The organism is Lysinibacillus phoenicis, from assembly GCF_047238325.1.
Classification (GTDB): Bacteria; Bacillota; Bacilli; order Bacillales_A; family Planococcaceae; genus Lysinibacillus; species Lysinibacillus irui.
The window spans coordinates 2,657,501-2,679,733 of sequence record NZ_JBDFMP010000002.1; the positions used below are offsets into that span (position 1 = coordinate 2,657,501).

General features: G+C 40.4%; 17 protein-coding genes and 2 rRNA genes (1 of these 19 running past the window's edge). All 19 read right to left on the reverse strand.

The features are described from left to right. Positions 1–2,185: ribosomal RNA gene (locus ABC382_RS14700) — 23S ribosomal RNA — on the reverse strand; it reaches 743 nt to the left of the window's first position. A gap of 305 nt (positions 2,186–2,490) precedes the next feature. Then, positions 2,491–4,042, reverse strand: a 16S ribosomal RNA gene (locus tag ABC382_RS14705). Together the 16S and 23S rRNA genes form the textbook arrangement of a ribosomal RNA operon. 738 nt (positions 4,043–4,780) lie before the next feature. Next, positions 4,781–5,062 (reverse strand): hypothetical protein, encoded by a 282-nt coding sequence (locus ABC382_RS14710; protein ID WP_274795190.1) that lies wholly within the window; start codon positions 5,060–5,062, stop codon positions 4,781–4,783. Positions 5,063–5,258: 196 nt separating this feature from the next. Next, positions 5,259–6,761, reverse strand: coding sequence for a lysine--tRNA ligase (gene lysS, locus ABC382_RS14715; protein ID WP_322611852.1), 1,503 nt, complete (start codon positions 6,759–6,761; stop codon positions 5,259–5,261). 173 nt (positions 6,762–6,934) lie between these two features. Continuing rightward, positions 6,935–7,975 carry a tRNA dihydrouridine synthase DusB gene (gene dusB, locus ABC382_RS14720; protein ID WP_322605656.1) on the reverse strand — a complete coding sequence of 347 codons (1,041 nt, stop codon included), beginning with the start codon at positions 7,973–7,975 and terminating at the stop codon, positions 6,935–6,937. Positions 7,976–8,067: 92 nt separating this feature from the next. Next, positions 8,068–8,580, reverse strand: a complete 513-nt coding sequence (gene folK, locus ABC382_RS14725) for a 2-amino-4-hydroxy-6-hydroxymethyldihydropteridine diphosphokinase (protein ID WP_322611851.1) — start codon at positions 8,578–8,580, stop codon at positions 8,068–8,070. Beyond that, positions 8,580–8,945, reverse strand: coding sequence for a dihydroneopterin aldolase (gene folB / locus ABC382_RS14730; protein WP_274795186.1), 366 nt, complete (start codon positions 8,943–8,945; stop codon positions 8,580–8,582). The genes folK and folB overlap by 1 nt, the downstream gene beginning before the upstream one ends. After that, positions 8,945–9,799 (reverse strand): dihydropteroate synthase, encoded by an 855-nt coding sequence (gene folP / locus ABC382_RS14735; protein ID WP_322605658.1) that lies wholly within the window; start codon positions 9,797–9,799, stop codon positions 8,945–8,947. Before folP ends, folB begins: the two co-directional genes overlap by 1 nt. Before the next feature lie 13 nt (positions 9,800–9,812). After that, positions 9,813–10,652 carry an aminodeoxychorismate lyase gene (gene pabC / locus ABC382_RS14740; RefSeq protein ID WP_322605659.1) on the reverse strand — a complete coding sequence of 280 codons (840 nt, stop codon included), beginning with the start codon at positions 10,650–10,652 and terminating at the stop codon, positions 9,813–9,815. Then, complete coding sequence (gene pabA, locus ABC382_RS14745) at positions 10,653–11,234, reverse strand: aminodeoxychorismate/anthranilate synthase component II (RefSeq protein WP_322605671.1); 582 nt, start codon at positions 11,232–11,234, stop codon at positions 10,653–10,655. Beyond that, positions 11,231–12,640, reverse strand: coding sequence for an anthranilate synthase component I family protein (locus ABC382_RS14750; protein WP_396631776.1), 1,410 nt, complete (start codon positions 12,638–12,640; stop codon positions 11,231–11,233). Before ABC382_RS14750 ends, pabA begins: the two co-directional genes overlap by 4 nt. 149 nt (positions 12,641–12,789) lie before the next feature. Next, positions 12,790–13,719, reverse strand: coding sequence for a cysteine synthase A (gene cysK / locus ABC382_RS14755; RefSeq protein ID WP_274795182.1), 930 nt, complete (start codon positions 13,717–13,719; stop codon positions 12,790–12,792). A gap of 240 nt (positions 13,720–13,959) precedes the next feature. After that, positions 13,960–14,931 carry a peptidyl-prolyl cis-trans isomerase gene (locus tag ABC382_RS14760; protein ID WP_274795181.1) on the reverse strand — a complete coding sequence of 324 codons (972 nt, stop codon included), beginning with the start codon at positions 14,929–14,931 and terminating at the stop codon, positions 13,960–13,962. Continuing rightward, positions 14,915–15,796 carry an Hsp33 family molecular chaperone HslO gene (hslO, locus tag ABC382_RS14765; RefSeq protein WP_274795180.1) on the reverse strand — a complete coding sequence of 294 codons (882 nt, stop codon included), beginning with the start codon at positions 15,794–15,796 and terminating at the stop codon, positions 14,915–14,917. Before hslO ends, ABC382_RS14760 begins: the two co-directional genes overlap by 17 nt. A gap of 21 nt (positions 15,797–15,817) precedes the next feature. Beyond that, positions 15,818–16,585 carry a type III pantothenate kinase gene (locus ABC382_RS14770; RefSeq protein WP_274795179.1) on the reverse strand — a complete coding sequence of 256 codons (768 nt, stop codon included), beginning with the start codon at positions 16,583–16,585 and terminating at the stop codon, positions 15,818–15,820. A gap of 317 nt (positions 16,586–16,902) precedes the next feature. After that, positions 16,903–17,736, reverse strand: a complete 834-nt coding sequence (locus tag ABC382_RS14775; protein ID WP_274795178.1) for an aldo/keto reductase — start codon at positions 17,734–17,736, stop codon at positions 16,903–16,905. A 142-nt stretch (positions 17,737–17,878) separates the two neighbouring features. Next, positions 17,879–19,909, reverse strand: coding sequence for an ATP-dependent zinc metalloprotease FtsH (gene ftsH, locus ABC382_RS14780; RefSeq protein ID WP_274795177.1), 2,031 nt, complete (start codon positions 19,907–19,909; stop codon positions 17,879–17,881). 281 nt (positions 19,910–20,190) lie between these two features. After that, positions 20,191–20,733 carry a hypoxanthine phosphoribosyltransferase gene (hpt, locus tag ABC382_RS14785; protein WP_274795176.1) on the reverse strand — a complete coding sequence of 181 codons (543 nt, stop codon included), beginning with the start codon at positions 20,731–20,733 and terminating at the stop codon, positions 20,191–20,193. Between the two features lie 67 nt (positions 20,734–20,800). Next, entirely contained in the window at positions 20,801–22,207 is a 1,407-nt protein-coding gene (tilS, locus tag ABC382_RS14790) for a tRNA lysidine(34) synthetase TilS (protein ID WP_322611850.1), read from the reverse strand. Positions 22,208–22,233: the final 26 nt, after the last annotated feature.

The window sequence follows — 22,233 nt, forward strand, 5'->3', positions numbered from 1 at the left end:
TTTCGAAGCTGGCGCTCCGAGATCTCTGGCTCCTACCTATCCTGTACAAGTTGTACCAAAATTCAATATCAGGCTACAGTAAAGCTCCACGGGGTCTTTCCGTCCTGTCGCGGGTAACCTGCATCTTCACAGGTACTATAATTTCACCGAGTCTCTCGTTGAGACAGTGCCCAGATCGTTACGCCTTTCGTGCGGGTCGGAACTTACCCGACAAGGAATTTCGCTACCTTAGGACCGTTATAGTTACGGCCGCCGTTTACTGGGGCTTCAATTCGCAGCTTCGCTTGCGCTAACCACTCCTCTTAACCTTCCAGCACCGGGCAGGCGTCAGCCCCTATACGTCACCTTACGGTTTTGCAGAGACCTGTGTTTTTGCTAAACAGTCGCCTGGGCCTATTCACTGCGGCTCTCATGCGCTTGCACGCTCAAGAGCACCCCTTCTCCCGAAGTTACGGGGTCATTTTGCCGAGTTCCTTAACGAGAGTTCTCTCGCACACCTTAGGATTCTCTCCTCGACTACCTGTGTCGGTTTGCGGTACGGGCACCTCTCACCTCGATAGAGGCTTTTCTTGGCAGTGTGAAATCAGGAACTTCGTCCATACGGACTCGCCATCACAGCTCAACGTTACAGTGTGCGGATTTGCCTACACACACGCCTTACTGCTTGGACGCGCATAACCAACAGCGCGCTTACCCTATCCTACTGCGTCCCCCCATTTCTCAAACGGTGAGGAGGTGGTACAGGAATATCAACCTGTTGTCCATCGCCTACGCCTGTCGGCCTCGGCTTAGGTCCCGACTAACCCTGAGCGGACGAGCCTTCCTCAGGAAACCTTAGTCATACGGTGGACGGGATTCTCACCCGTCTTTCGCTACTCATACCGGCATTCTCACTTCTAAGCGCTCCACCAGTCCTTCCGGTCTGACTTCAACGCACTTAGAACGCTCTCCTACCACTGACATCGTAGATGTCAATCCACAGCTTCGGTGAATCGTTTAGCCCCGATACATTTTCGGCGCAGCGTCACTCGACCAGTGAGCTATTACGCACTCTTTAAATGATGGCTGCTTCTAAGCCAACATCCTGGTTGTCTGTGCAACGCCACATCCTTTTCCACTTAACGATTACTTTGGGACCTTAGCTGGTGGTCTGGGCTGTTTCCCTTTTGACTACGGATCTTATCACTCGCAGTCTGACTCCCGTGTATAAATATCTGGCATTCGGAGTTTGTCTGAATTCGGTAAACCGGGATGGCCCCCTAGTCCAAACAGTGCTCTACCTCCAGTATTCTCATCACGAGGCTAGCCCTAAAGCTATTTCGGAGAGAACCAGCTATCTCCAAGTTCGATTGGAATTTCTCCGCTACCCACACCTCATCCCCGCACTTTTCAACGTGCGTGGGTTCGGGCCTCCAGTAAGTGTTACCTTACCTTCACCCTGGACATGGGTAGATCACCTGGTTTCGGGTCTACGACCACGTACTATTTCGCCCTATTCAGACTCGCTTTCGCTGCGGCTCCGCCTTCTAAAGCTTAACCTTGCACGTAATCGTAACTCGCCGGTTCATTCTACAAAAGGCACGCTATCACCCATTAACGGGCTCTAACTACTTGTAGGCACACGGTTTCAGGATCTCTTTCACTCCCCTTCCGGGGTGCTTTTCACCTTTCCCTCACGGTACTGGTTCACTATCGGTCACTAGGTAGTATTTAGCCTTGGGAGATGGTCCTCCCGGATTCCGACGGAATTTCACGTGTTCCGCCGTACTCAGGATCCACTCAGGAGAGAACGAACTTTCGACTACAGGGCTTTTACCTGCTCTGGCGGACCTTTCCAAGTCGCTTCATCTAACTCGCTCTTTTGTAACTCCGTATAGAGTGTCCTACAACCCCAAGAGGCAAGCCTCTTGGTTTGGGCTCTTCCCGTTTCGCTCGCCGCTACTCAGGGAATCGATTTTTCTTTCTCTTCCTCCAGGTACTTAGATGTTTCAGTTCCCTGGGTCTGCCTTCAAGACGCTATGTATTCACGTCAAGATACTACGCGATTAAACGTAGTGGGTTCCCCCATTCGGAAATCTCCGGATCAAAGCTCACTTACAGCTCCCCGAAGCATATCGGTGTTAGTGCCGTCCTTCTTCGGCTCCTAGTGCCAAGGCATTCGCCGTGCGCCCTTAATAACTTAACCTACAGCTTTCAATACACATCGCATTTCGTTGTCAGCTTCACTCGTTCAATCAGTCACGTACTGAAGTACGCTCCTTCATTCACTCGATTGCTTCCTAGAACTGCTCGTGTCTTGAAACCTTACTAATGTTATTAAGCCTATAAAAAACTTAAAAAATAAATGTGTTTGTTACAATTTCAATGTCGTTTTATCCAGTTTTCAAAGAACAAGTTTTGAAGTATTTCATTCGGAAGAATGAACCTTCAAAACTGAACGCAAAACGTAATCTTACAAACCCAAGGTTTGTATTCCGAAATAATCCTTAGAAAGGAGGTGATCCAGCCGCACCTTCCGATACGGCTACCTTGTTACGACTTCACCCCAATCATCTATCCCACCTTCGGCGGCTGGCTCCAAAAGGTTACCTCACCGACTTCGGGTGTTACAAACTCTCGTGGTGTGACGGGCGGTGTGTACAAGGCCCGGGAACGTATTCACCGCGGCATGCTGATCCGCGATTACTAGCGATTCCGGCTTCATGTAGGCGAGTTGCAGCCTACAATCCGAACTGAGAACGACTTTATCGGATTAGCTCCCTCTCGCGAGTTGGCAACCGTTTGTATCGTCCATTGTAGCACGTGTGTAGCCCAGGTCATAAGGGGCATGATGATTTGACGTCATCCCCACCTTCCTCCGGTTTGTCACCGGCAGTCACCTTAGAGTGCCCAACTAAATGATGGCAACTAAGATCAAGGGTTGCGCTCGTTGCGGGACTTAACCCAACATCTCACGACACGAGCTGACGACAACCATGCACCACCTGTCACCGTTGCCCCCGAAGGGGAAACTATATCTCTACAGTGGTCAACGGGATGTCAAGACCTGGTAAGGTTCTTCGCGTTGCTTCGAATTAAACCACATGCTCCACCGCTTGTGCGGGCCCCCGTCAATTCCTTTGAGTTTCAGTCTTGCGACCGTACTCCCCAGGCGGAGTGCTTAATGCGTTAGCTGCAGCACTAAGGGGCGGAAACCCCCTAACACTTAGCACTCATCGTTTACGGCGTGGACTACCAGGGTATCTAATCCTGTTTGCTCCCCACGCTTTCGCGCCTCAGCGTCAGTTACAGACCAGAAAGTCGCCTTCGCCACTGGTGTTCCTCCAAATCTCTACGCATTTCACCGCTACACTTGGAATTCCACTTTCCTCTTCTGCACTCAAGTCCCCCAGTTTCCAATGACCCTCCACGGTTGAGCCGTGGGCTTTCACATCAGACTTAAAGGACCGCCTGCGCGCGCTTTACGCCCAATAATTCCGGACAACGCTTGCCACCTACGTATTACCGCGGCTGCTGGCACGTAGTTAGCCGTGGCTTTCTAATAAGGTACCGTCAAGGTACAGCCAGTTACTACTGTACTTGTTCTTCCCTTACAACAGAGTTTTACGATCCGAAAACCTTCTTCACTCACGCGGCGTTGCTCCATCAGGCTTTCGCCCATTGTGGAAGATTCCCTACTGCTGCCTCCCGTAGGAGTCTGGGCCGTGTCTCAGTCCCAGTGTGGCCGATCACCCTCTCAGGTCGGCTACGCATCGTCGCCTTGGTGAGCCGTTACCTCACCAACTAGCTAATGCGCCGCGGGCCCATCTTATAGCGACAGCCGAAACCGTCTTTCAGTGTTCCACCATGAGGTGGAACAGATTATTCGGTATTAGCCCCGGTTTCCCGGAGTTATCCCAAACTATAAGGTAGGTTGCCCACGTGTTACTCACCCGTCCGCCGCTAACGTCAAAGGAGCAAGCTCCTTCTCTGTTCGCTCGACTTGCATGTATTAGGCACGCCGCCAGCGTTCGTCCTGAGCCAGGATCAAACTCTCCATAAAAAGAAATTTGATTAGCTCAAATTGTTTTGCTGGCATCAATTTTGATGTCCAAAATTTTGTTTTGTTCACTAGCCGAAACTAGTTACTTAAAACTTTATTGATTACGTTTTGCTTGTTCAGTTTTCAAGGTTCATTTTGTTAACCATCTCATCGACAGCAACTTTTAAATTATAACATATTTCGTTTTTCGTTGTCAACATCTTTTTTAAAAAGTTTTTAAGTCCGAAGAGACAACTCTTAAACTATATCATAATCATTTTCGTAAGTCAACATCTTTTTCATCTAAATTTCTTTGATGTTGTTTCTTGCATCGTCTTAACGACAAGTAATAATTTATCATGTTAACTTAGACATCGCAAGTGTTTTTTTAAACAAAATCTACTTTATTTAAAAATAACGAATTAATAAGCTATTTTACGCATTTACGAGAATACGGAAATTATATATTCTCCTTTGCCCACTTAATTATTTGTTTTACTATACATCTCTTTCTTTCAAATCACAACATTTTATCCTACTATTTTTCAAATCAAAAGTGCATTACAGTTTACTATATAAGAAAACCTCTAGAAAACTAAAGGCTTTCGATAGAGCAAATGTTATTGTGTCGTTCATTTCATACAAACTTTTTTCATTCAAGGCAACAACGTATTTACATGTACACGTTTTATATGTACCGTATCGAAAATAAGCGCTAAAGTGCTTTTACTACACTTTAGCGCTTATTTCTATTATGTCCTATTTTAAATCGTCACTTTGAGGATCAACTATATTTAAGCACCATAAGAAATTATCCCAAGCGGAATACCAGCCACTGAAAATTTCCGACGAATCATCCCAACGCACGTCGAATTTCTTCTGACCGTCTATCTCCACTAAATATAATGTAAGGTTTTCGTCTTTCTTAGCCACTACTAATTTCATACCATGCTCAAGTTCTTCTTCAGTAAATGGAACATCAGAAACTGATCGTAATTGTGCCTGTTCAAACACTTGTTTGTTAATAATTTTGTAATTCATTATAAGCCCCCAATAAAATACTTCTTTTTTTACTTAGTAATTTAAAAAACATAGAACTATAAAAGTATAACCTAAATTTAATCAACCTTTAAACAACTTAATTTTTTTCAAAGCATAAAAAAAGAGAACCCACTTATCCCGTGAATTCTCCTCTTTATTTATTTCTTTTGTTTTATTGCTCTATGAAAAAAACCAACTACTTTGTAATATGGCGCATTGTTGGGAACAATAATACGTCACGAATTGATGGTGAATTTGTAAGGAGCATAATTAAACGGTCAATACCGATTCCTAAACCACCTGTTGGAGGCATACCGTATTCCAACGCTTCAATGAAATCATTGTCCATTTCATGTGCCTCATCGTTACCTGCCGCTTTTTCTGCTAATTGTGCTTCAAAACGTTGGCGTTGGTCGATAGGATCATTTAGCTCTGTGAAGGCATTTGCATGCTCACGACGAACGATAAATAACTCAAAGCGATCTGTGAAACGCTCGTCCTCTGGATTTTTCTTCGCTAGAGGAGAGATTTCTACTGGGTGGCCATATACAAATGTAGGTTGTACAAGTGTCTCTTCTACCTTTTGTTCAAAGAATTCATTGATAATATGACCTACTTCATGAACATCTTTTACCTCTACTCCATGCTCTTTAGCAAGTGTTTGAGCTTGTTCTTTTGTCATTGGCTGCCAGAAGTCCACACCAGTTGCCTCTTTTACAGCGTCTACCATATGAACTCGTTTCCAGCCTACTGCAAGGTTGATCTCATCTTCTCCATATTGAACCGTTGTTGTACCAAGCACTTCTTGAGCAACATGTGCAATAAGGTTTTCAGTTAGAGACATGATATCTTGATAATCAGCATATGCTTCATATAGCTCAATCATTGTAAACTCTGGATTGTGACGTGTAGAGATTCCTTCGTTACGGAACACACGACCAATTTCGTAAACCTTTTCTAAACCACCAACTATTAAACGTTTTAAATGCAATTCGATGGCGATTCGCATATATAATTCCATATCAAGTGCATTATGATGCGTAATAAATGGACGAGCAGCTGCGCCACCAGCAATTGTATGAAGCATTGGTGTTTCTACTTCTAAATATCCAGCGTTATCTAAATAATTTCGGATTGCACGGATAATTTTAGAACGAGTGATAAACGTTTTTTTGCTATCTTCATTTGTCATTAGATCTAAATAACGTTGGCGATAACGTTGCTCAACATCCTGTAAGCCGTGGAATTTCTCCGGCATAGGACGTAAAGCTTTTGTAAGGAATGTGAAGTCCTCAGCTTTTACTGAAAGCTCTCCAACTTGCGTACGGAATACATTTCCACGTACACCTACGATATCCCCTAAGTCAGCCTGTTTAAACAACTCATATGCTTCTTCACCTACATGATCTTGGCGAACATAAATTTGGATTTGTCCTGCTAAATCTTGAATATGGGCAAAACCAGCTTTTCCTTTACCGCGTTTCGTCATAATACGTCCCGCAATAATCACCTCTTGAAGGTTTTCTTCAAGTTGTTCTTTTGTTTGGTCTGCAAATTGTTCACGTACTTCTGCAGATAAATGTGTACGCACAAAACGGCTTCCAAATGGATCTTGTCCGTTTTCTAGTATCGTCGTCATTTTTTGGCGTCTCACCAATAGCTGATCATTTAATTCTTCTATATTTGACACTTGTTTCACTCCTTAAGTAAATTGTCCGTGTTTACGTCCATAATATTTCTATTGTACACAATTTTAGTGCTGTAATCATCTCTTTCAGTTTATTTTCAATTCAACACAAGATGATTAATAATTCTAAAAATTAAAGTCAGCACAAAAAGGCGTCTCTTATAATAGTGAGACGCCATAAAAAACTATATTATTAATTCTTTTGCTTCAGGAACGATTAAATTAGATTCGACCTCTTCATATTCCTGTACAAGACTATTTAATAGTACACGAAGATCCGCTGCTGTTTCAGTTTGATTAATCGCATTACGCGCTTTACCATTACCGCGAATTCCTTTTAAGTACCATGAAGCATGTTTACGCATTTCACGTACTGCTATTCCTTCGCCCTTTAACTGGAGTAAACGTTCAAAGTGCAATAGACATACATCTATCTTTTCACGGATACTCGGTTCTTCCTTTAGCTCACCAGTTTCTAGGTATTGAACGGTACGATAAATCATCCATGGATTACCTAATGCTGCACGACCAATCATAACAGCATCTACTCCTGTTGTATCGAGCATCCGTTTAGCATCTTGTGGCGTTTCCACGTCACCATTACCAAGCACAGGAATCTTCACGTTGTCCTTTACTTGGCGAATGATATCCCAATTCGCCTTACCCTCGTACATTTGTACACGAGTACGTCCATGGACTGCTACTGCAGAGGCACCTGCACGCTCAACAGCTTGTGCATTTTCAATGGCAAAAATATGCTCATCATCCCAGCCAATACGCATTTTTACGCTGACAGGTTTTTTAACTGCATCAACAACAGCTGCCACCATTTCATATACTTTATTTGGATCTAATAACAAGCGAGCTCCTGCTTCACATTTTATAATTTTATTAACTGGGCACCCCATGTTGATATCAATAATATCAGCAGTAGTATTTTCATCCACATACTTCGCCGCTTCCACTAAGGTTGCTTTATCTCCACCAAAAATTTGTAGTGACAGAGGATTTTCACGTTCATCGATATAAAGCATACCTAATGTTTTCTCATTTTTTTGGACAATGCCCTTATCACTAATCATTTCGGCATAGACAAGCCCTGCTCCGAACTCTTTAACTGTTAATCGGAAAGCAGAGTTACAAATCCCTGCCATGGGCGCTAAAACTACTCGATTGTCCATAACAATATCGCCAATTTGAAATGGCTTCTCTGTTGTATGACTCAACGTTGTCTTCCTCCTCTAAAGGCTCTTTCCTCTTCTTCGCTATCTATGTTAATGCTGTGCATTAAAATTCATTGATACTGTATTTCTATAGCTTAATGTACCGTCGAAGGTTCTTTAAACGTTTTCCATAAGGTTACACCTTCATTTTCGCAATCCATTTGCTGCAACAGATTATGTGCTTGTTGTAGTTGTTCACCAAGAGGTGATGGTGTAATCTCAACTAAGGGTACTAAGACAAACGCTCGCTCGTACATTCTTGGATGGGGAACAATTAAGCTCTCAGTTTTAATATTTTCGTGATTGTAAAGCAAAATGTCAAGGTCAATGATTCGTGGGCCCCAGCGGAATTCTCTTATACGCCCTAATTCCTGTTCAATTGATTGGCAAATCTCCAACATATCAGCAGATGAGACATTCGTTTTTATATGAACAGCTATATTTAAAAAATCTGCCTGATCTGTGTACCCCACTGCAGCTGTTTCATAAACAGATGAAATACGAACAACCTCAATATTACTTTTTTCCTTTAATAGGGCAACGGCATGCTGAAGATTCTCATATCTCTCTCCCATATTAGTTCCGATAGATAGGTAGACATCCTTCATTAGAAATCACCTCTCGTTACCTCAACAGACACCTCTTTATAATAACCATGAATAGGTGGGTCTGGTTTAATTAGCTCTACTCGAACGCCCTTTACTTTATCAGGGTAGGTTGTTAATACTGCATTCGCTATTTTCACAACAAGAGCTTCAATAAGCTTTAATGGATCGCCCTCTACGATATCACGACATATCGCATATACCTCTGCATAATTGACTGTATAAGAGAGATCATCAGTTTCCCCAGCCTTTGTCATATCTACAGCAAGAGAAACATTTGCTCTGAAGCGTTGACCAAGAGTCGTTTCTGCTGCTAATACACCATGATAGCCGTAAAACTGCATGTCCTTTAAGTGAATATAATCCATCACGCTTCCTCCTTAAACAAACGTTTTCCTACTAAAATATCAGTCATATGCGTCGCACGTGCCATTTCTTTTACATCATGGACTCTTATCATATGACAACCCTTTTCAATACCGTAAACTACTGTTGCAGTAGTCCCTTCTAGACGCTCCTCGACAGGTAGGTTCAAGACATTACCAATCATTGATTTACGTGACGTCGCTAATAACACTGGATAGCCCATAGCTACTAAATCCCTTAAATGTTGCATCATACCAATATTTTGTGCAGTATTTTTAGCAAAGCCGATACCTGGGTCTAAGATGATATGATGATCAGGAACGCCGGCTTGATGTGCAATAGCGATACTTCTTTCTAAATCCGCTTTTGCCGAGGCCCAAAAATCAATACCATAGTCCATATTTTCACGATTGTGCATTAAAATAATGGGAACATGCAAATCTGCAGCAACTTGGGCAATTTCCGGCTCCGCTTTTGCTCCCCATATATCATTAATGATGTGTGCCCCCGCTTCAATTGCGGCACGTGCTACATTTGCTTTATACGTATCAACGGAAATAATCGCCTTTACTTCTTTGGCTAACGCTTGAATAACAGGTACGATCCGTGCAATCTCATCTTCATCTGAAATTCGTTCATACCCTGGACGAGTAGATTCCCCACCAACGTCAATTATTTTAGCTCCATCAGCAACCATTTTTTTCGCTTGAGCAACAGCAGCTTCAACATTGTTATACTTGCCACCATCTGAGAAGGAATCTGGTGTAACATTTAGAATGCCCATAACAAATGTTTCTTTTGTATAGTCTAATGTAATACCATTAATGGTTAATGGTTTCGTATATTTTTCTAGCATGAAAACGCTCCTTCTATCCTTGCTCCACTTCTTGAACAAATGCTTCATGTAAACACGAATAAATTGGCCCTTTATTGCCTAAAAATTGTAGGTTTTCTAAGCTACTTATAGGCACAAGCTCTTGCACAGAATTGGTAATGAAGCATTCTGTACTTCGTAGTAACTCTTCTTTTGTATAAAAGCCTTCCATCACCTTAAGACCAAGAGCATTGGCCTTCTCTAAGACCCATGCTCGAATAATCCCTGGTAAAATGCCTGTCTCTAAAGAAGGCGTATATAGTATATCATTTTTTACCCAAAAAACATTTGATGTTACCCCTTCAGCTACATAACCCTCTTGCGTTAAAAAGAAACCTTCTTGCTGTGCCAATGACGGCATTTCAAAGCGACCGAGTACGTTATTGCCATAATGATGTGATTTAACACGTAATCCTTGTTCAGGTGTATTGCGTGGAGTTGAAAGCCATTGGGCTATTTTCTCAGTCCCCCGCGGTATGTCCTGAAGTTCTTTACGAAAGATGATGACATTGGGTTGTTTATATTCGGTTGGCTGTAGTCCAATATTATGCTCTCCAGCTGATACATTTAAACGGAAGTAGCCATCTTGCCCGCCTGCAAGTTCATTTAATTGCTGCACTACCTCTAGTAAAACATTTTCAGGATAGGTTAAATGAATGTGGTATTGTGATAATGCAAGCTGTAATCTTTCCATATGTTCTTCCCAGCCAAATACCTGACCTCCATATGTCCGAAACGTTTCAAAAAAACCCAATCCGTACAAAAATCCATGATCAAATGGAGAAATACGCAAATCCCGTGCAGCCACATAGTGCCCATTCATCCAGCATTGCATCTATTTCACCCCTTCGACGTGGGTTTCTATAAATTGGCGAAGGAGTCTTTTACCTTGCTCAGTCATAATGGATTCTGGATGATATTGTACACCCTCAATTGGATATTCTTTATGACGTAGCCCCATAATTTCTCCCTCCTCAGTCCAAGCTGTGATTTCAAGACAAGCTGGTAATGTCTCTTTCTCTACAATAAGGGAGTGGTAGCGAGTCGCCAGGAATGGATTTGGCATGCCTTTATGCAAACCTACTTCAGCGTGGAGTACAGGTGATGTCTTTCCGTGCATTAGACGCTCGGCCCGTATGACATTGCCGCCAAATACCTGTGCAAGCGCCTGATGACCAAGACAAACACCCAAAATCGGAATATTTCCTGCGAAATATTTAATAATGTTCAAGCTTTCACCTGCTTCATTTGGGCTACATGGTCCCGGTGAAATAACAATTATATCTGGTGCTAGTTGTTCTATCTCCTCTACCGTTATAACATCATTGCGCTTCACCACTATCTCATGACCAAATTCACCCAAATATTGGACGATATTATAGATAAAAGAATCATAATTATCAATCATTAAAATCATTTTGCTCGCTCCTCTGCCATTGCCTTTGCCTGCCACATTGCCTTCGCTTTATTTAACGATTCCTGATACTCTCTTTCGGGAACAGAGTCAATGACAATGCCTGCCCCTGCCTGGATATGTGAAACTCCATCTTTTATAAACGCTGTCCGAATGACAATATTAAACTCCATGTCACCTGTAAAGCCGAGCCAACCAATCGAACCTGTATATAAACCACGGCGCACAGGCTCTAGTTCCTCAATAATTTCCATAGTGCGGATCTTCGGAGCTCCTGTAATTGTCCCTCCTGGGAACATTGCACGAATAACATCCGCATTTGTTTTACCTTCCGCTATTTCGCCTCGTACATTCGACACAATATGCATTACATGAGAATAGCGCTCAATGACCATAAACTCGTCCACTTCCACTGTTCCATAGGTTGACACCCGACCTAAATCATTGCGCTCTAAATCCACTAGCATCACATGCTCAGCACGTTCTTTATCATTATCAATTAATTCTTGTGCTAATGCTAAATCTTCCGCCTCTGATTTCCCTCTTGGTCGAGTACCAGCAATTGGCCTTGTAGATAATTCATTTCCATGGCGTTTGACTAATAACTCCGGGGATCCAGAAACAACAGCAAAATCTGGTGCTTCAATATAAGCCATGTACGGTGATGGATTAAATGCTCGTAATGCCTCATAGACATCCATAGCTGAAGCATTTAATTTCTTGGACTGTCGAACAGACAAATTCACTTGAAACACATCACCCTGTGCTATATAGGTTTGTATTTTTTTTACGGCTGCCTCAAAATCTGTTCCAGCAAATGAAACAAGTAGTTCATTTTCATCATTGATAACTTCTACAGCGTTTGTTTTTTCAAATTTTCGCGTAGCTAGTCCATCTTGTGCTGCAACCTGCCAGTTATGAGCCCACTGTTCCAAGTTAACATCACTTTCGTCTATCTTCATAAGCGTCACTATATTGGTCTTCACATCATGCACTGCCCAGCAATCAAATATATAAAAATAGTTGTCTGGTATTTCTAAGTCATTCTTCGCTGTATTAGGAAGCACTTCAATTTTACGTGCATAATCATATGTGACAAATCCAATGGCTCCCCCTTGAAAAACAGGAAGCTCCGCATGATAAGGAATTTTATATTCTGCCACGAGCTCTTCCAGTAAGGCCAGAGATTCACCCTGTAAAACTTCGTGTCTACCATTTCTCCAATTGACTGACAGTCCATCCTCTACCGATTGTGCAATGGCTAATGGATTCCAAGCAGCAATCGTAAAATGTCCACCACGTCCACTTTCTAAAAATACATGTGCTTGTTGTGTCTCTGTTTGTTTCTTGTAGCTATAAAAAAATGAATCTGCATCCATCGTTAATGTTTTCGTAAGTATAGTCTTCAAGTCTTCTTTCCCCTTTAAACATATGATGTGATTCCATCTTAACTTGAATAGTACATAGAAGCGAATATTTTTATAATTTTAATAGTGTCCATTTCTAGGCATTAAAAAGGACCCCTTTTATAAAGGAGTCCTAACATAAAAATTAAAAATTAATCTTCAAATTGGTATAAAGGTGTTGATAGATAACGCTCACCGTTTGAAGGAACGATCGCAAGAACATTTGAACCCTTACCTAAACGTTTTGCTGCTTCAATTGCAGCATAGATAGCAGCACCAGATGAGATACCACATAAAATCCCTTCTTCACGAGCCACTTTACGCGCTACTTCAAAAGCAATCTCATTTTCAACAGGGAATACTGAAGAATAGATGTCAGTATCTAATACTGCTGGAACAAATCCAGCACCAATACCTTGAATTTTATGTGGCCCTGGTTGACCACCAGAAAGTACTGGTGAATCCTTTGGCTCAACTGCAATGATTTCAATGTTTGGATACTTTTCTTTTAATACAGCACCAGCACCCGTAATTGTACCACCCGTACCAACACCAGCTACAAATGCATCTAGTGTTAGACCATCAAATGCTTCTACAATTTCAGGACCAGTTGTTAGACGGTGAATAACAGCGTTCGCTGGGTTTGTAAATTGTTGTGGCAGGAAGTAGCCGTGCTCTGCAGATAATTCCTCTGCTTTAGCGATTGCACCTTTCATACCTGCTGGACCTGGAGTTAACACTAGCTCTGCGCCATAAGCTCGTAAAAGGTTACGACGCTCTAAGCTCATTGTTTCTGGCATAACTAAAATGGCTTTATATCCTTTAGCAGCTGCAATCATTGCAAGACCAATACCTGTATTACCGGATGTCGGCTCAATAATTGTACCGCCAGGTTTTAATGTTCCATCTTTTTCGGCCGCCTCAATCATTGCTAAGGCTAAACGGTCTTTTACTGAACTACCTGGATTAAAATATTCTAATTTTACATATACAGTACCTTCATTTTCACTTGTTGCATGATTTAATTTTACGATTGGTGTTTTACCAACTAATTCAGCTACTGAGTTTGCTATTTTACTCATTTAATAATCCACTCCCAATCCCTACTATTTTTATAGGTTTTACTTATTTTGTATTTTATCAATTTTTCCATTCGATTGTCAATAAATAAACCGTATATTTTCAGAATATTTATCTGATACTTTGTTTTTAAATAAAGATAAAAAGAATCTGCCTCTTTTATTTGGGTTTGTCACTACAAATGCCTGCAAGTTTGATCAGACTCGTTGTACCCACAAAAAATTGCAGACTCTTTTCGTTTATCACTTTTCCTTTTTAGACTCACCATAATACCAAGTAGCATTAAATTCAGACCAAAATGCTTCTGGTGTTACGGATTGTGGTAATTGCTCTAAAGCCAATTCCCGCTCTATATGTTCTTTCACATCGTCATATGTAAAGGATTGTCCTTCTAATACCTCTTGCACTTGAACAATTCCGTAATGACCATTATCTAATTTAAAGGCCTTACTTACCTCTTTTGTCTTAAGAGATTTCACAGCATTAATAATTGCGGGGTCTATATTTTCCTGATTCTCTGTAAGGTAGCCAATATCTCCCCCTAGACTAGCTGAGGCACTATCAACGGAAATTTCACGTGCCAGCACCATAAAATCAGAGCCATTTTTTAATTCACCCAATGCTTCGTCAGCAGCCTTTTTTGAATCGACTTCAATAAAATTGGTACGATAGCTTGTTTTTGTATTATATAATCCTTGATTTTCCTCATAATACTTTTCAACACTTTCTTCTTCTATCACTACGTCCTTTGTGAGTACTTTATCCAATATAAGCTGTGATCGAATTTTTTGGCGTAGCTGCTCTGCTGAAAGATTTTGCATGGCCGTATCAAACTTATCTTGAGCAGAACGCATTAGCGCTAGTTCAAGGTCAATTTCTTTGTCTGTAACTTTTATTTTATATGTTTTAGCTGCCTTTTCCATGACCGATTCATTCACTAAATTTTGGAGTGTTTCTTTACCATATCGTTCTTCCATGGCAATCATCCATTCTTGGCGTGTAATTACATCCCCGTCAATGGTAGCGACCTGCTCATCGCTACCAATTTCCTGACCTTTATTCGGGATCAACCAACTAATGAACCACAAAATATTTCCTAATAACAAAATCGATATAACAGCTAAAGCAGGTTTTGTCTTTAAACGACGTTGCAGTAAAGGCGTTTGGTTTGGTGATACAGTGGTTGAGGGTCTTCGATTACGCGTTGAGCTCATCGATAAACCCTTCTAACTCATCTTTAGAGAAGCTGTATTTTTCTAAGCAGAAATGACACTCTGCTTCAGCTCCGCCATCCTCTTCAATCATTTCTTTAATTTCTGCAGTTCCTAAACCTAAAATTGCTGCACCAAACCGCTCTTTAGAACATTGACATTTAAATTCAATTGGCATGGAATCTAAAATTTGCAGGTGACCATTTCCTAAAACAGCTTCTAGAATTTGCTCTGGCGTAAACCCTTTTTCAATCATTTTTGAAACAGGCTCTATTGTAGCAAGGTGTTGTTCAATTTCTTTGATCGTTTCTTCCTCACAACCAGGCATTAATTGTAAAATAAATCCACCAGCTGCAAGAATAGTGTTGTCTGGATTAACGAGTACACCTAATCCAACAGATGACGGTACTTGCTCAGAAGTAGCAAAATAATAAGTAAAATCTTCAGCAATTTCACCCGAAACAATTGGTGTTTGTCCAGAGAACATATCTCTTAATCCAAGATCTTTTACGATTGTAAGAGCTCCTTCTGTTCCAACACCTGCACGAACATCTAACTTACCATGTTCGTTTAAATCAAAGTGAACATGAGGATTTGTCACAAACCCACGTACTTCACCATGTGCATTACTATCAATCACCATTGGTCCAATTGGGCCATTACCCTCAATTTTTATAGTGATTTTCTCTTCGCCTTTTAACATAGCTCCCATCATGACAGCGGCTGTCATTGAACGACCTAAAGCTGCTGATACAACCGGCCATGTATTATGACGACGTTGTGCTTCTCCTACTGTGGCTGTTGTACGGGCTGCAAATACACGTACTTGACCATTAAAACCTAAACCTCTTACTAAATAATCATTCATAAATAGAATGTCCCTCATTTCCTATTGGTTACGTTTATATAGCTTATATAAACCCTTTAAAGTTAGAAATGGATCCACAACATCAATTATTTGTGTCTCCCCTGCGATCAGATTTGCTAGTCCACCTGTAGCAATCACTAACGGCTCCTCTTTACTTTGTGCTTTCATTCGGTTTACAATGCCCTCCACTTGTCCTACAAAGCCATAAAAAATTCCTGCCTGCATGGCAGAAACGGTCGTTTTCCCGATAATATGTGTAGGTCGAACTATTTCAATACGCGGCAATCTCGCAGCTTGTGTATAAAGAGCCTCTGTAGAAATAGTTATGCCCGGTGCAATAGCACCACCCATGTAATCGCCCTTTTCGTTCAAATAACAATAGGTTGTCGCTGTACCAAAATCAACTATGATACAAGGGGCTTTATATAAATCAAGAGCTGCTATGGCATTCACAATGCGGTCAGACCCTACCTCACGCGGATTTTCGTATTTAATATTTAAACCTGTTTTTACACCAGGACCAACTACCAAAGGCCTTTTTTGAAAATATTTCTGACACATTGCCTCTAATGAAAACATAATTGGTGGCACAACTGAGGATATAATAATGCCTGTAATTTGTTCAAATGAAATGCCTGCGTGATTAAAAAAAGAAAGAACTTGCATAGCATATTCATCTTCTGTTTTATGAAGGTCTGTTACCATACGCCAATGGAAGGCTAATTGATCGTTGTCATTGTAGACACCTAATACAATATTAGAATTCCCTGCATCTAAAACTAAAATCAAGGCTAACACCTCCCATATCGTCATTGTAACTTTCGCCACTCTATTGTTACAACTTTTGTCTAAAAAAAGTGAATATACTTTAGAAAATGATACCACACTTTTTATCTTGATTCAGCAGATGTCCCTCTCGTCTAAATGGTGGAAATGAACGCTTTTTGTTTGATAATCAGTTGTCAAACACACGCAGAAAAACGGAACACCGTCAAAAGCCCACATTTACCTCAATACCTCTTATGAATGTCATAAATTTTGAAGAGTAATCAAAAAACATTGTTCTTTAAAAAGGAGCTTCCTTAAAGTAGGAAGCCCCATTGAAATTATTTGAAATTAAATGTTTCTGGATCTGGACCGCAACGTAATCCATCATTTAACGCATCTAACTGCGCCATTTCCTCATCTGTTAAAGAAAAGTTAAAAACATCTAGATTTTCGACCATACGTGTAGGTGTCATCGTTTTTGGAATCGTAACTACATTATGTTGTACATCATAGCGTAATACAATCTGCGCAGGCGTTTTATCGTATTTAGATGCTAACTCTTGAATTAAGGCTTCCTCTAGTAGGGAACCATTCATCAATGGAGACCACGCCTCCACCTGTATGCCTTTATCCTGACAATAAGCACGAACTTCCTCTTGTGTTAAATGCGGATGGAATTCGATTTGATTAATAACAGGGACAACAGTAGTTTCCTTCAAAAGCTTTTCTAAATGGTGTACGTGGAAATTACTAACCCCAATTGAACGTACTCGATCATCTTGATATATTTTTTCTAGTGCTTTATAAACTTCAATGTAATTTTCGTCAATCCCTGGCCAGTGCACTAAATACAAATCCAAATAGTCTAACCCGATTTTTTCTAAACTACTATCGTAAGCAGCAAGTGTTTCGTCATAGGAAAGACCATCGTTCCAAACTTTTGATGTGATAAATAGTTCATCACGAGTTACTAAACCTTCTTCTATGGCTGCACGTATTCCTCGTCCAACACTTTCTTCATTACGATATACCTGTGCTGTATCAATGCTACGATAACCCTTTGCAATTGCTGTTTTTACAGCTTCAGCTAAGTCATCTCCTTCAGGTACTCTAAAAACGCCATAACCAACTAAAGGCATTTTAAGTCCATTATTCAATGTTACATTTCCCATGCTTAAACACTCCTATCTATAAAATATCCTCTAACGAAGATTCGTATAGAGCTTATCTTTCACTCCTATATCCTAATGCTTATTAGTAATAAAAGGCAAAGAAAAAGACTGCTTACCAAATTAGTAAACAGTCTTCCTACTTTTAATCACGTTTTTCATCGATACCTTTAGGAGCATCATTTTGTTGTTCTTTATTTTCTTTAGCTAAATCAAGAGTTGTTGGATTCGGCTCTTTACTCAGTAGCTCTTTTTCAACAACTGGTTTACCAATTGTATCTAATGTTGGCTTCGCTTCAATTTTCGGCGTATTATCCTCAATTTTTTCTACAGCCTCTGGCTCTGGTAAAACACCATGGTCACGCAAATGCTCGATTTCCTGTGCATTTAACGTTTCTTTCTCCATTAAAGTATTGGCAATTAAATCAAGCAGCTCACGTTTTTCCGTTAGGATACGTTTTGTACGCTCATATTGAGTATCAATAATTTTTTGCATTTCTTTATCGATTTCATAAGCTACAGAATCAGAGTAGTTTTGGTCTGAATTAAAGTCGCGACCAAGGAATACATTACCGCCCTGACTTGAACCAAATTGCATAGCACCAAGGTTTTCACTCATTCCGTATTCAGTAACCATTGCACGAGCAATGCTTGTAACCTTTTGGAAATCATTATGTGCCCCAGTAGAAACTTCACCAAGAACAATTTCTTCAGCTACACGACCACCAAGGAGACCTGCAATACGATCTAAAAGCTCTTGCTTTGTTGTAAAGAAGCGCTCTTCCTTCGGTAACATAATCGCATACCCACCCGCTTGACCACGCGGAACAATTGTTACTTTGTGTACTGTATCTGCTTCATCAAGCTCAAGACCAACAACTACGTGGCCGGCTTCATGGAAGGATACAAGTTTCTTCTCCTTGGCTGAATATACACGGCTAGCTTTAGCTGGACCAGCGATTACACGGTCAGAAGCTTCATCGATATCTGCCATATTGATGGTGCGTTTACTTTTACGAGCCGCAACAAGCGCTGCTTCGTTTAATAAGTTTTCTAAATCTGCACCTGAGAAACCTGGCGTACGTTGTGCAACTGCTGCTAAATCAACTGTATCTGCTAATGGCTTATTGCGTGCATGTACTTTAAGAATCGCCTCACGTCCTTTTACATCAGGATGTCCTACTGTAATTTGACGGTCAAATCGACCAGGACGTAATAACGCTTTATCTAAAATATCTGGGCGGTTTGTTGCAGCGATAATAATAATACCTTCGTTTGCTCCGAAACCATCCATTTCAACTAACAATTGATTAAGTGTTTGTTCACGCTCATCATGTCCACCACCAAGACCTGCGCCACGTTGACGACCAACCGCATCAATCTCATCAATAAAGATGATACATGGTGCGTTTTTCTTAGCATTTTCGAATAAATCACGGACACGTGATGCACCGACACCTACAAACATTTCTACGAAATCAGAACCCGAAATTGAGAAGAAAGGAACGCCTGCTTCACCTGCTACTGCACGGGCAAGTAATGTTTTACCTGTACCTGGAGGACCTACAAGTAAGATACCTTTTGGAATACGCGCACCAATTTCAGTAAACTTGCGATGGTCTTTTAAAAATTCTACAACCTCAACAAGCTCTGCTTTCTCTTCATCAGCACCTGCTACATCTGTAAAACGTACTTTTTTCTTTTGATCGTCATAAAGCTTAGCTTTACTTTTACCAAAGCTCATCACTTTATTTCCGCCGCCTTGAGATTGACTCATTAGGAAGAAGAATAAGAAAATGATGATAATGAAAGGAATAATTCCCGTAAAGAATTGGATCCATCCACTTGTTTCTGGTGCTGCTAAATAACTAATATTACTATCTTTATCCCTAGCAGCCTCATCGATACGGTCCATTAAAGATTGGTTATCACGAGGGATATTCGTTGTAAAGCTTTGACCCTTTTCATAACCTTTCAGTGTACCTTCAACGACGTAAACTGATTTATCAGGTTGAATTGTTGCACTTGTTATTTCTTTTTTATCTAGAGCTTCTTGAAACTCATGATAAGATAATTCTTTCGTTGGTGAATTTCCACCATTGAAAGTACCAAAAATACCGATAATCACTAGGAAAATCAGTAGATAGAATATGGTATATCGAAATATTCGATTCATCTCCAGCCTCCTCATTACAAACAGAAAAATTATAAGTAAAATCTTAACATATCATGATTTCATCATACAACGAAAAGCCCTACTTAAAAAATGTTTCGTTCACTTTTTGCCGTTATCAAAACAGTTTTTAGGCCATCTTTATACGTCCCAGCGTAATTGTACCTGTTCCTTGGACTTGATTTAGCTGAACATTGTGTCAAGATTTTGAATTATGTTAAACATAACGAAAAATACGTGACTTGCGCTGGAGGTCTTACTTTAATAGCTGGTCTTTTTGTATCTTAGAAAGAATAAACTTCAGGCTTCAAGATACCAATATAAGGTAAGTTGCGATATTTTTCTGCGTAATCTAAACCATACCCTACAACGAAGCCATCTGGCACTTCAAAGCCAACATAATCAGCAGATAGGTTTACTTTGCGACCTGATGGTTTATCAAGTAATGTAACAATTTTGATGGATTTTGCTTTGCGATATTTAAATAAATCCACTAGATAGCTTAACGTTAAACCACTATCAATAATATCCTCGATGATTAATACGTCACGTCCCTCAACGCTTGTATTTAAATCCTTTAAAATCTTTACTTCACCAGAAGAAACAGTAGCGTTACCATAACTAGAAACATCCATAAAATCTAATTCAATGAAAGAATCGAAACGTTTCATTAAATCAGTCATAAATGGCATTGCCCCTTTAAGAACACCTACAGCTAATGGGAATGCATCTTTGTATTCCGCTGTTAGTTGTGCTCCTAAGTCTGCAATTCTTTCTTGCAATTGTTCTTCTGTAATCATAATTTTTTCGATGTCATTTTGTAACATATCGATTCCTCCTCGTGATGTATCAAAAAATCTTCAACCTATTACGTTGAAATATTTTACAAAGACCTTAGTCTACGATGAGCACTGTATCATCGTTTGGTTGCGGAGTGGTTGAAAAAAATATTCCCATACGCACACCAATTACCGCTACCACCTCATCAGTTTGAGAAATCAGTAACGGCCAGCTATTTCGCTCATTTAAAGGAATCTTTTCATCTATAAAAAGGCGAGATAAGCGTTTTGGCTGATCCATTCCTTTTAACAGCATTTTATCTCCATCCTTCCGTGCTCGAATGTAAAGCGGTAGATGGAGTTTGCTAGCGTTAAAATAAAAAAGTTGTGCAGTATCCGTCAGCAATTCAGACGATAAATCATGCAAATTGACTACGCATAAGCGTTCACCATTTATCAGTGTTGTCCATCCATTAGCAATTGAAATAATCTGTTTCTCAGGAGATGTTTGATCCTCTAATGGTTTATTCTTCTGAATCGTTAATTTCCCGTAACGGCGAACTGCTAGAAAATCTTCAGGCAAGTGAATTTCAGCATACCCTGCTGTTGTATCACAAAGCTTTAAAATTGAAGTCAATAAAGCAAAACTTTGTATCGTATTTGAATCTTTGTAAAGATAGTTTAATAGTATTAAAATGAGCCTCCTTTGTAAAGCAAGTGGTATCAATTGAAAAGCCTCAATTTCTAGGCTATATGTATTTTCGTTACTTCTTATTACGGTTTGAGAAAATACATCTTGGGCTAATGACATTAAAAAGGCGTCGTCTACTTGTAAATGCTTTGTGAAATGGGTGATTTGTTCAGTTACCCGAGGATTTTCCGCCTCCAGTAAAGGCACTACATGATGTCTAAATCGATTGCGTACATAAGTATCTTTGGAATTGCTAGCATCTTCTCGATAATCCAAACCTTTTCTAAGTAAATATTCCCTTATTTCAGACTTTGTAACCGTTAAAAACGGACGAATTAATGATTTTCCTTCAAAAAGTCGTTGGGGACGTATGCCTTGCATACTATTCATTGTTGCGTTTTTCGTAAGGGCCATTAATACTGACTCCAGTTGGTCATCCGCATGATGTGCAGTTACAAGCTTATTTGCATTTATTTTTCCCAAGATTTCTTTGAAATATCGATACCTTTCTCTACGACAAATGAGCTGTGTATTACCATTTTCCTGTGCCATAATTGTAGGTACTGGAATCTCGGTAGCATGTAAGGAAACACCATTGTCGTCACAATACTTTTGGACAAACGCTCTATCTTCAGCTGAAGCTTGTCCTCTCAACATATGATCAACATGCACTGCTTCTACTTGAATATTCCACTGCTCCTGTGTCTGTACAAAGTAATGGAGTAATGCCATTGAGTCCACTCCACCCGAAACGGCGATGAGAAGATGGTCGCCTTGCTGTAATAATTGCTCTTCTTCAATAAATGTTTTGACCTTTAATTCAAATGACAAACGCTTCTCCTCCCCTTTTCGTTGTT

Bases quoted from the DNA above. Each gene is read 5' to 3' on its own strand.
- ABC382_RS14775 (WP_274795178.1), bottom strand. From the start codon at position 17,736: ATGGGAAATGTAACATTGAATAATGGACTTAAAATGCCTTTAGTTGGT.
- folB (WP_274795186.1), bottom strand. From the start codon at position 8,945: ATGGATTATATTCACTTAAAGGACATGCAGTTTTACGGCTATCATGGT.
- hpt (WP_274795176.1), bottom strand. From the start codon at position 20,733: ATGTTACAAAATGACATCGAAAAAATTATGATTACAGAAGAACAATTG.
- pabA (WP_322605671.1), bottom strand. From the start codon at position 11,234: ATGATTTTAATGATTGATAATTATGATTCTTTTATCTATAATATCGTC.
- ftsH (WP_274795177.1), bottom strand. From the start codon at position 19,909: ATGAATCGAATATTTCGATATACCATATTCTATCTACTGATTTTCCTA.
- pabC (WP_322605659.1), bottom strand. From the start codon at position 10,652: ATGCAATGCTGGATGAATGGGCACTATGTGGCTGCACGGGATTTGCGT.
- folK (WP_322611851.1), bottom strand. From the start codon at position 8,580: ATGAAGGATGTCTACCTATCTATCGGAACTAATATGGGAGAGAGATAT.
- cysK (WP_274795182.1), bottom strand. From the start codon at position 13,719: ATGAGTAAAATAGCAAACTCAGTAGCTGAATTAGTTGGTAAAACACCA.
- ABC382_RS14710 (WP_274795190.1), bottom strand. From the start codon at position 5,062: ATGAATTACAAAATTATTAACAAACAAGTGTTTGAACAGGCACAATTA.
- hslO (WP_274795180.1), bottom strand. From the start codon at position 15,796: ATGAATGATTATTTAGTAAGAGGTTTAGGTTTTAATGGTCAAGTACGT.
- folP (WP_322605658.1), bottom strand. From the start codon at position 9,799: ATGCTAGAAAAATATACGAAACCATTAACCATTAATGGTATTACATTA.
- ABC382_RS14760 (WP_274795181.1), bottom strand. From the start codon at position 14,931: ATGAGCTCAACGCGTAATCGAAGACCCTCAACCACTGTATCACCAAAC.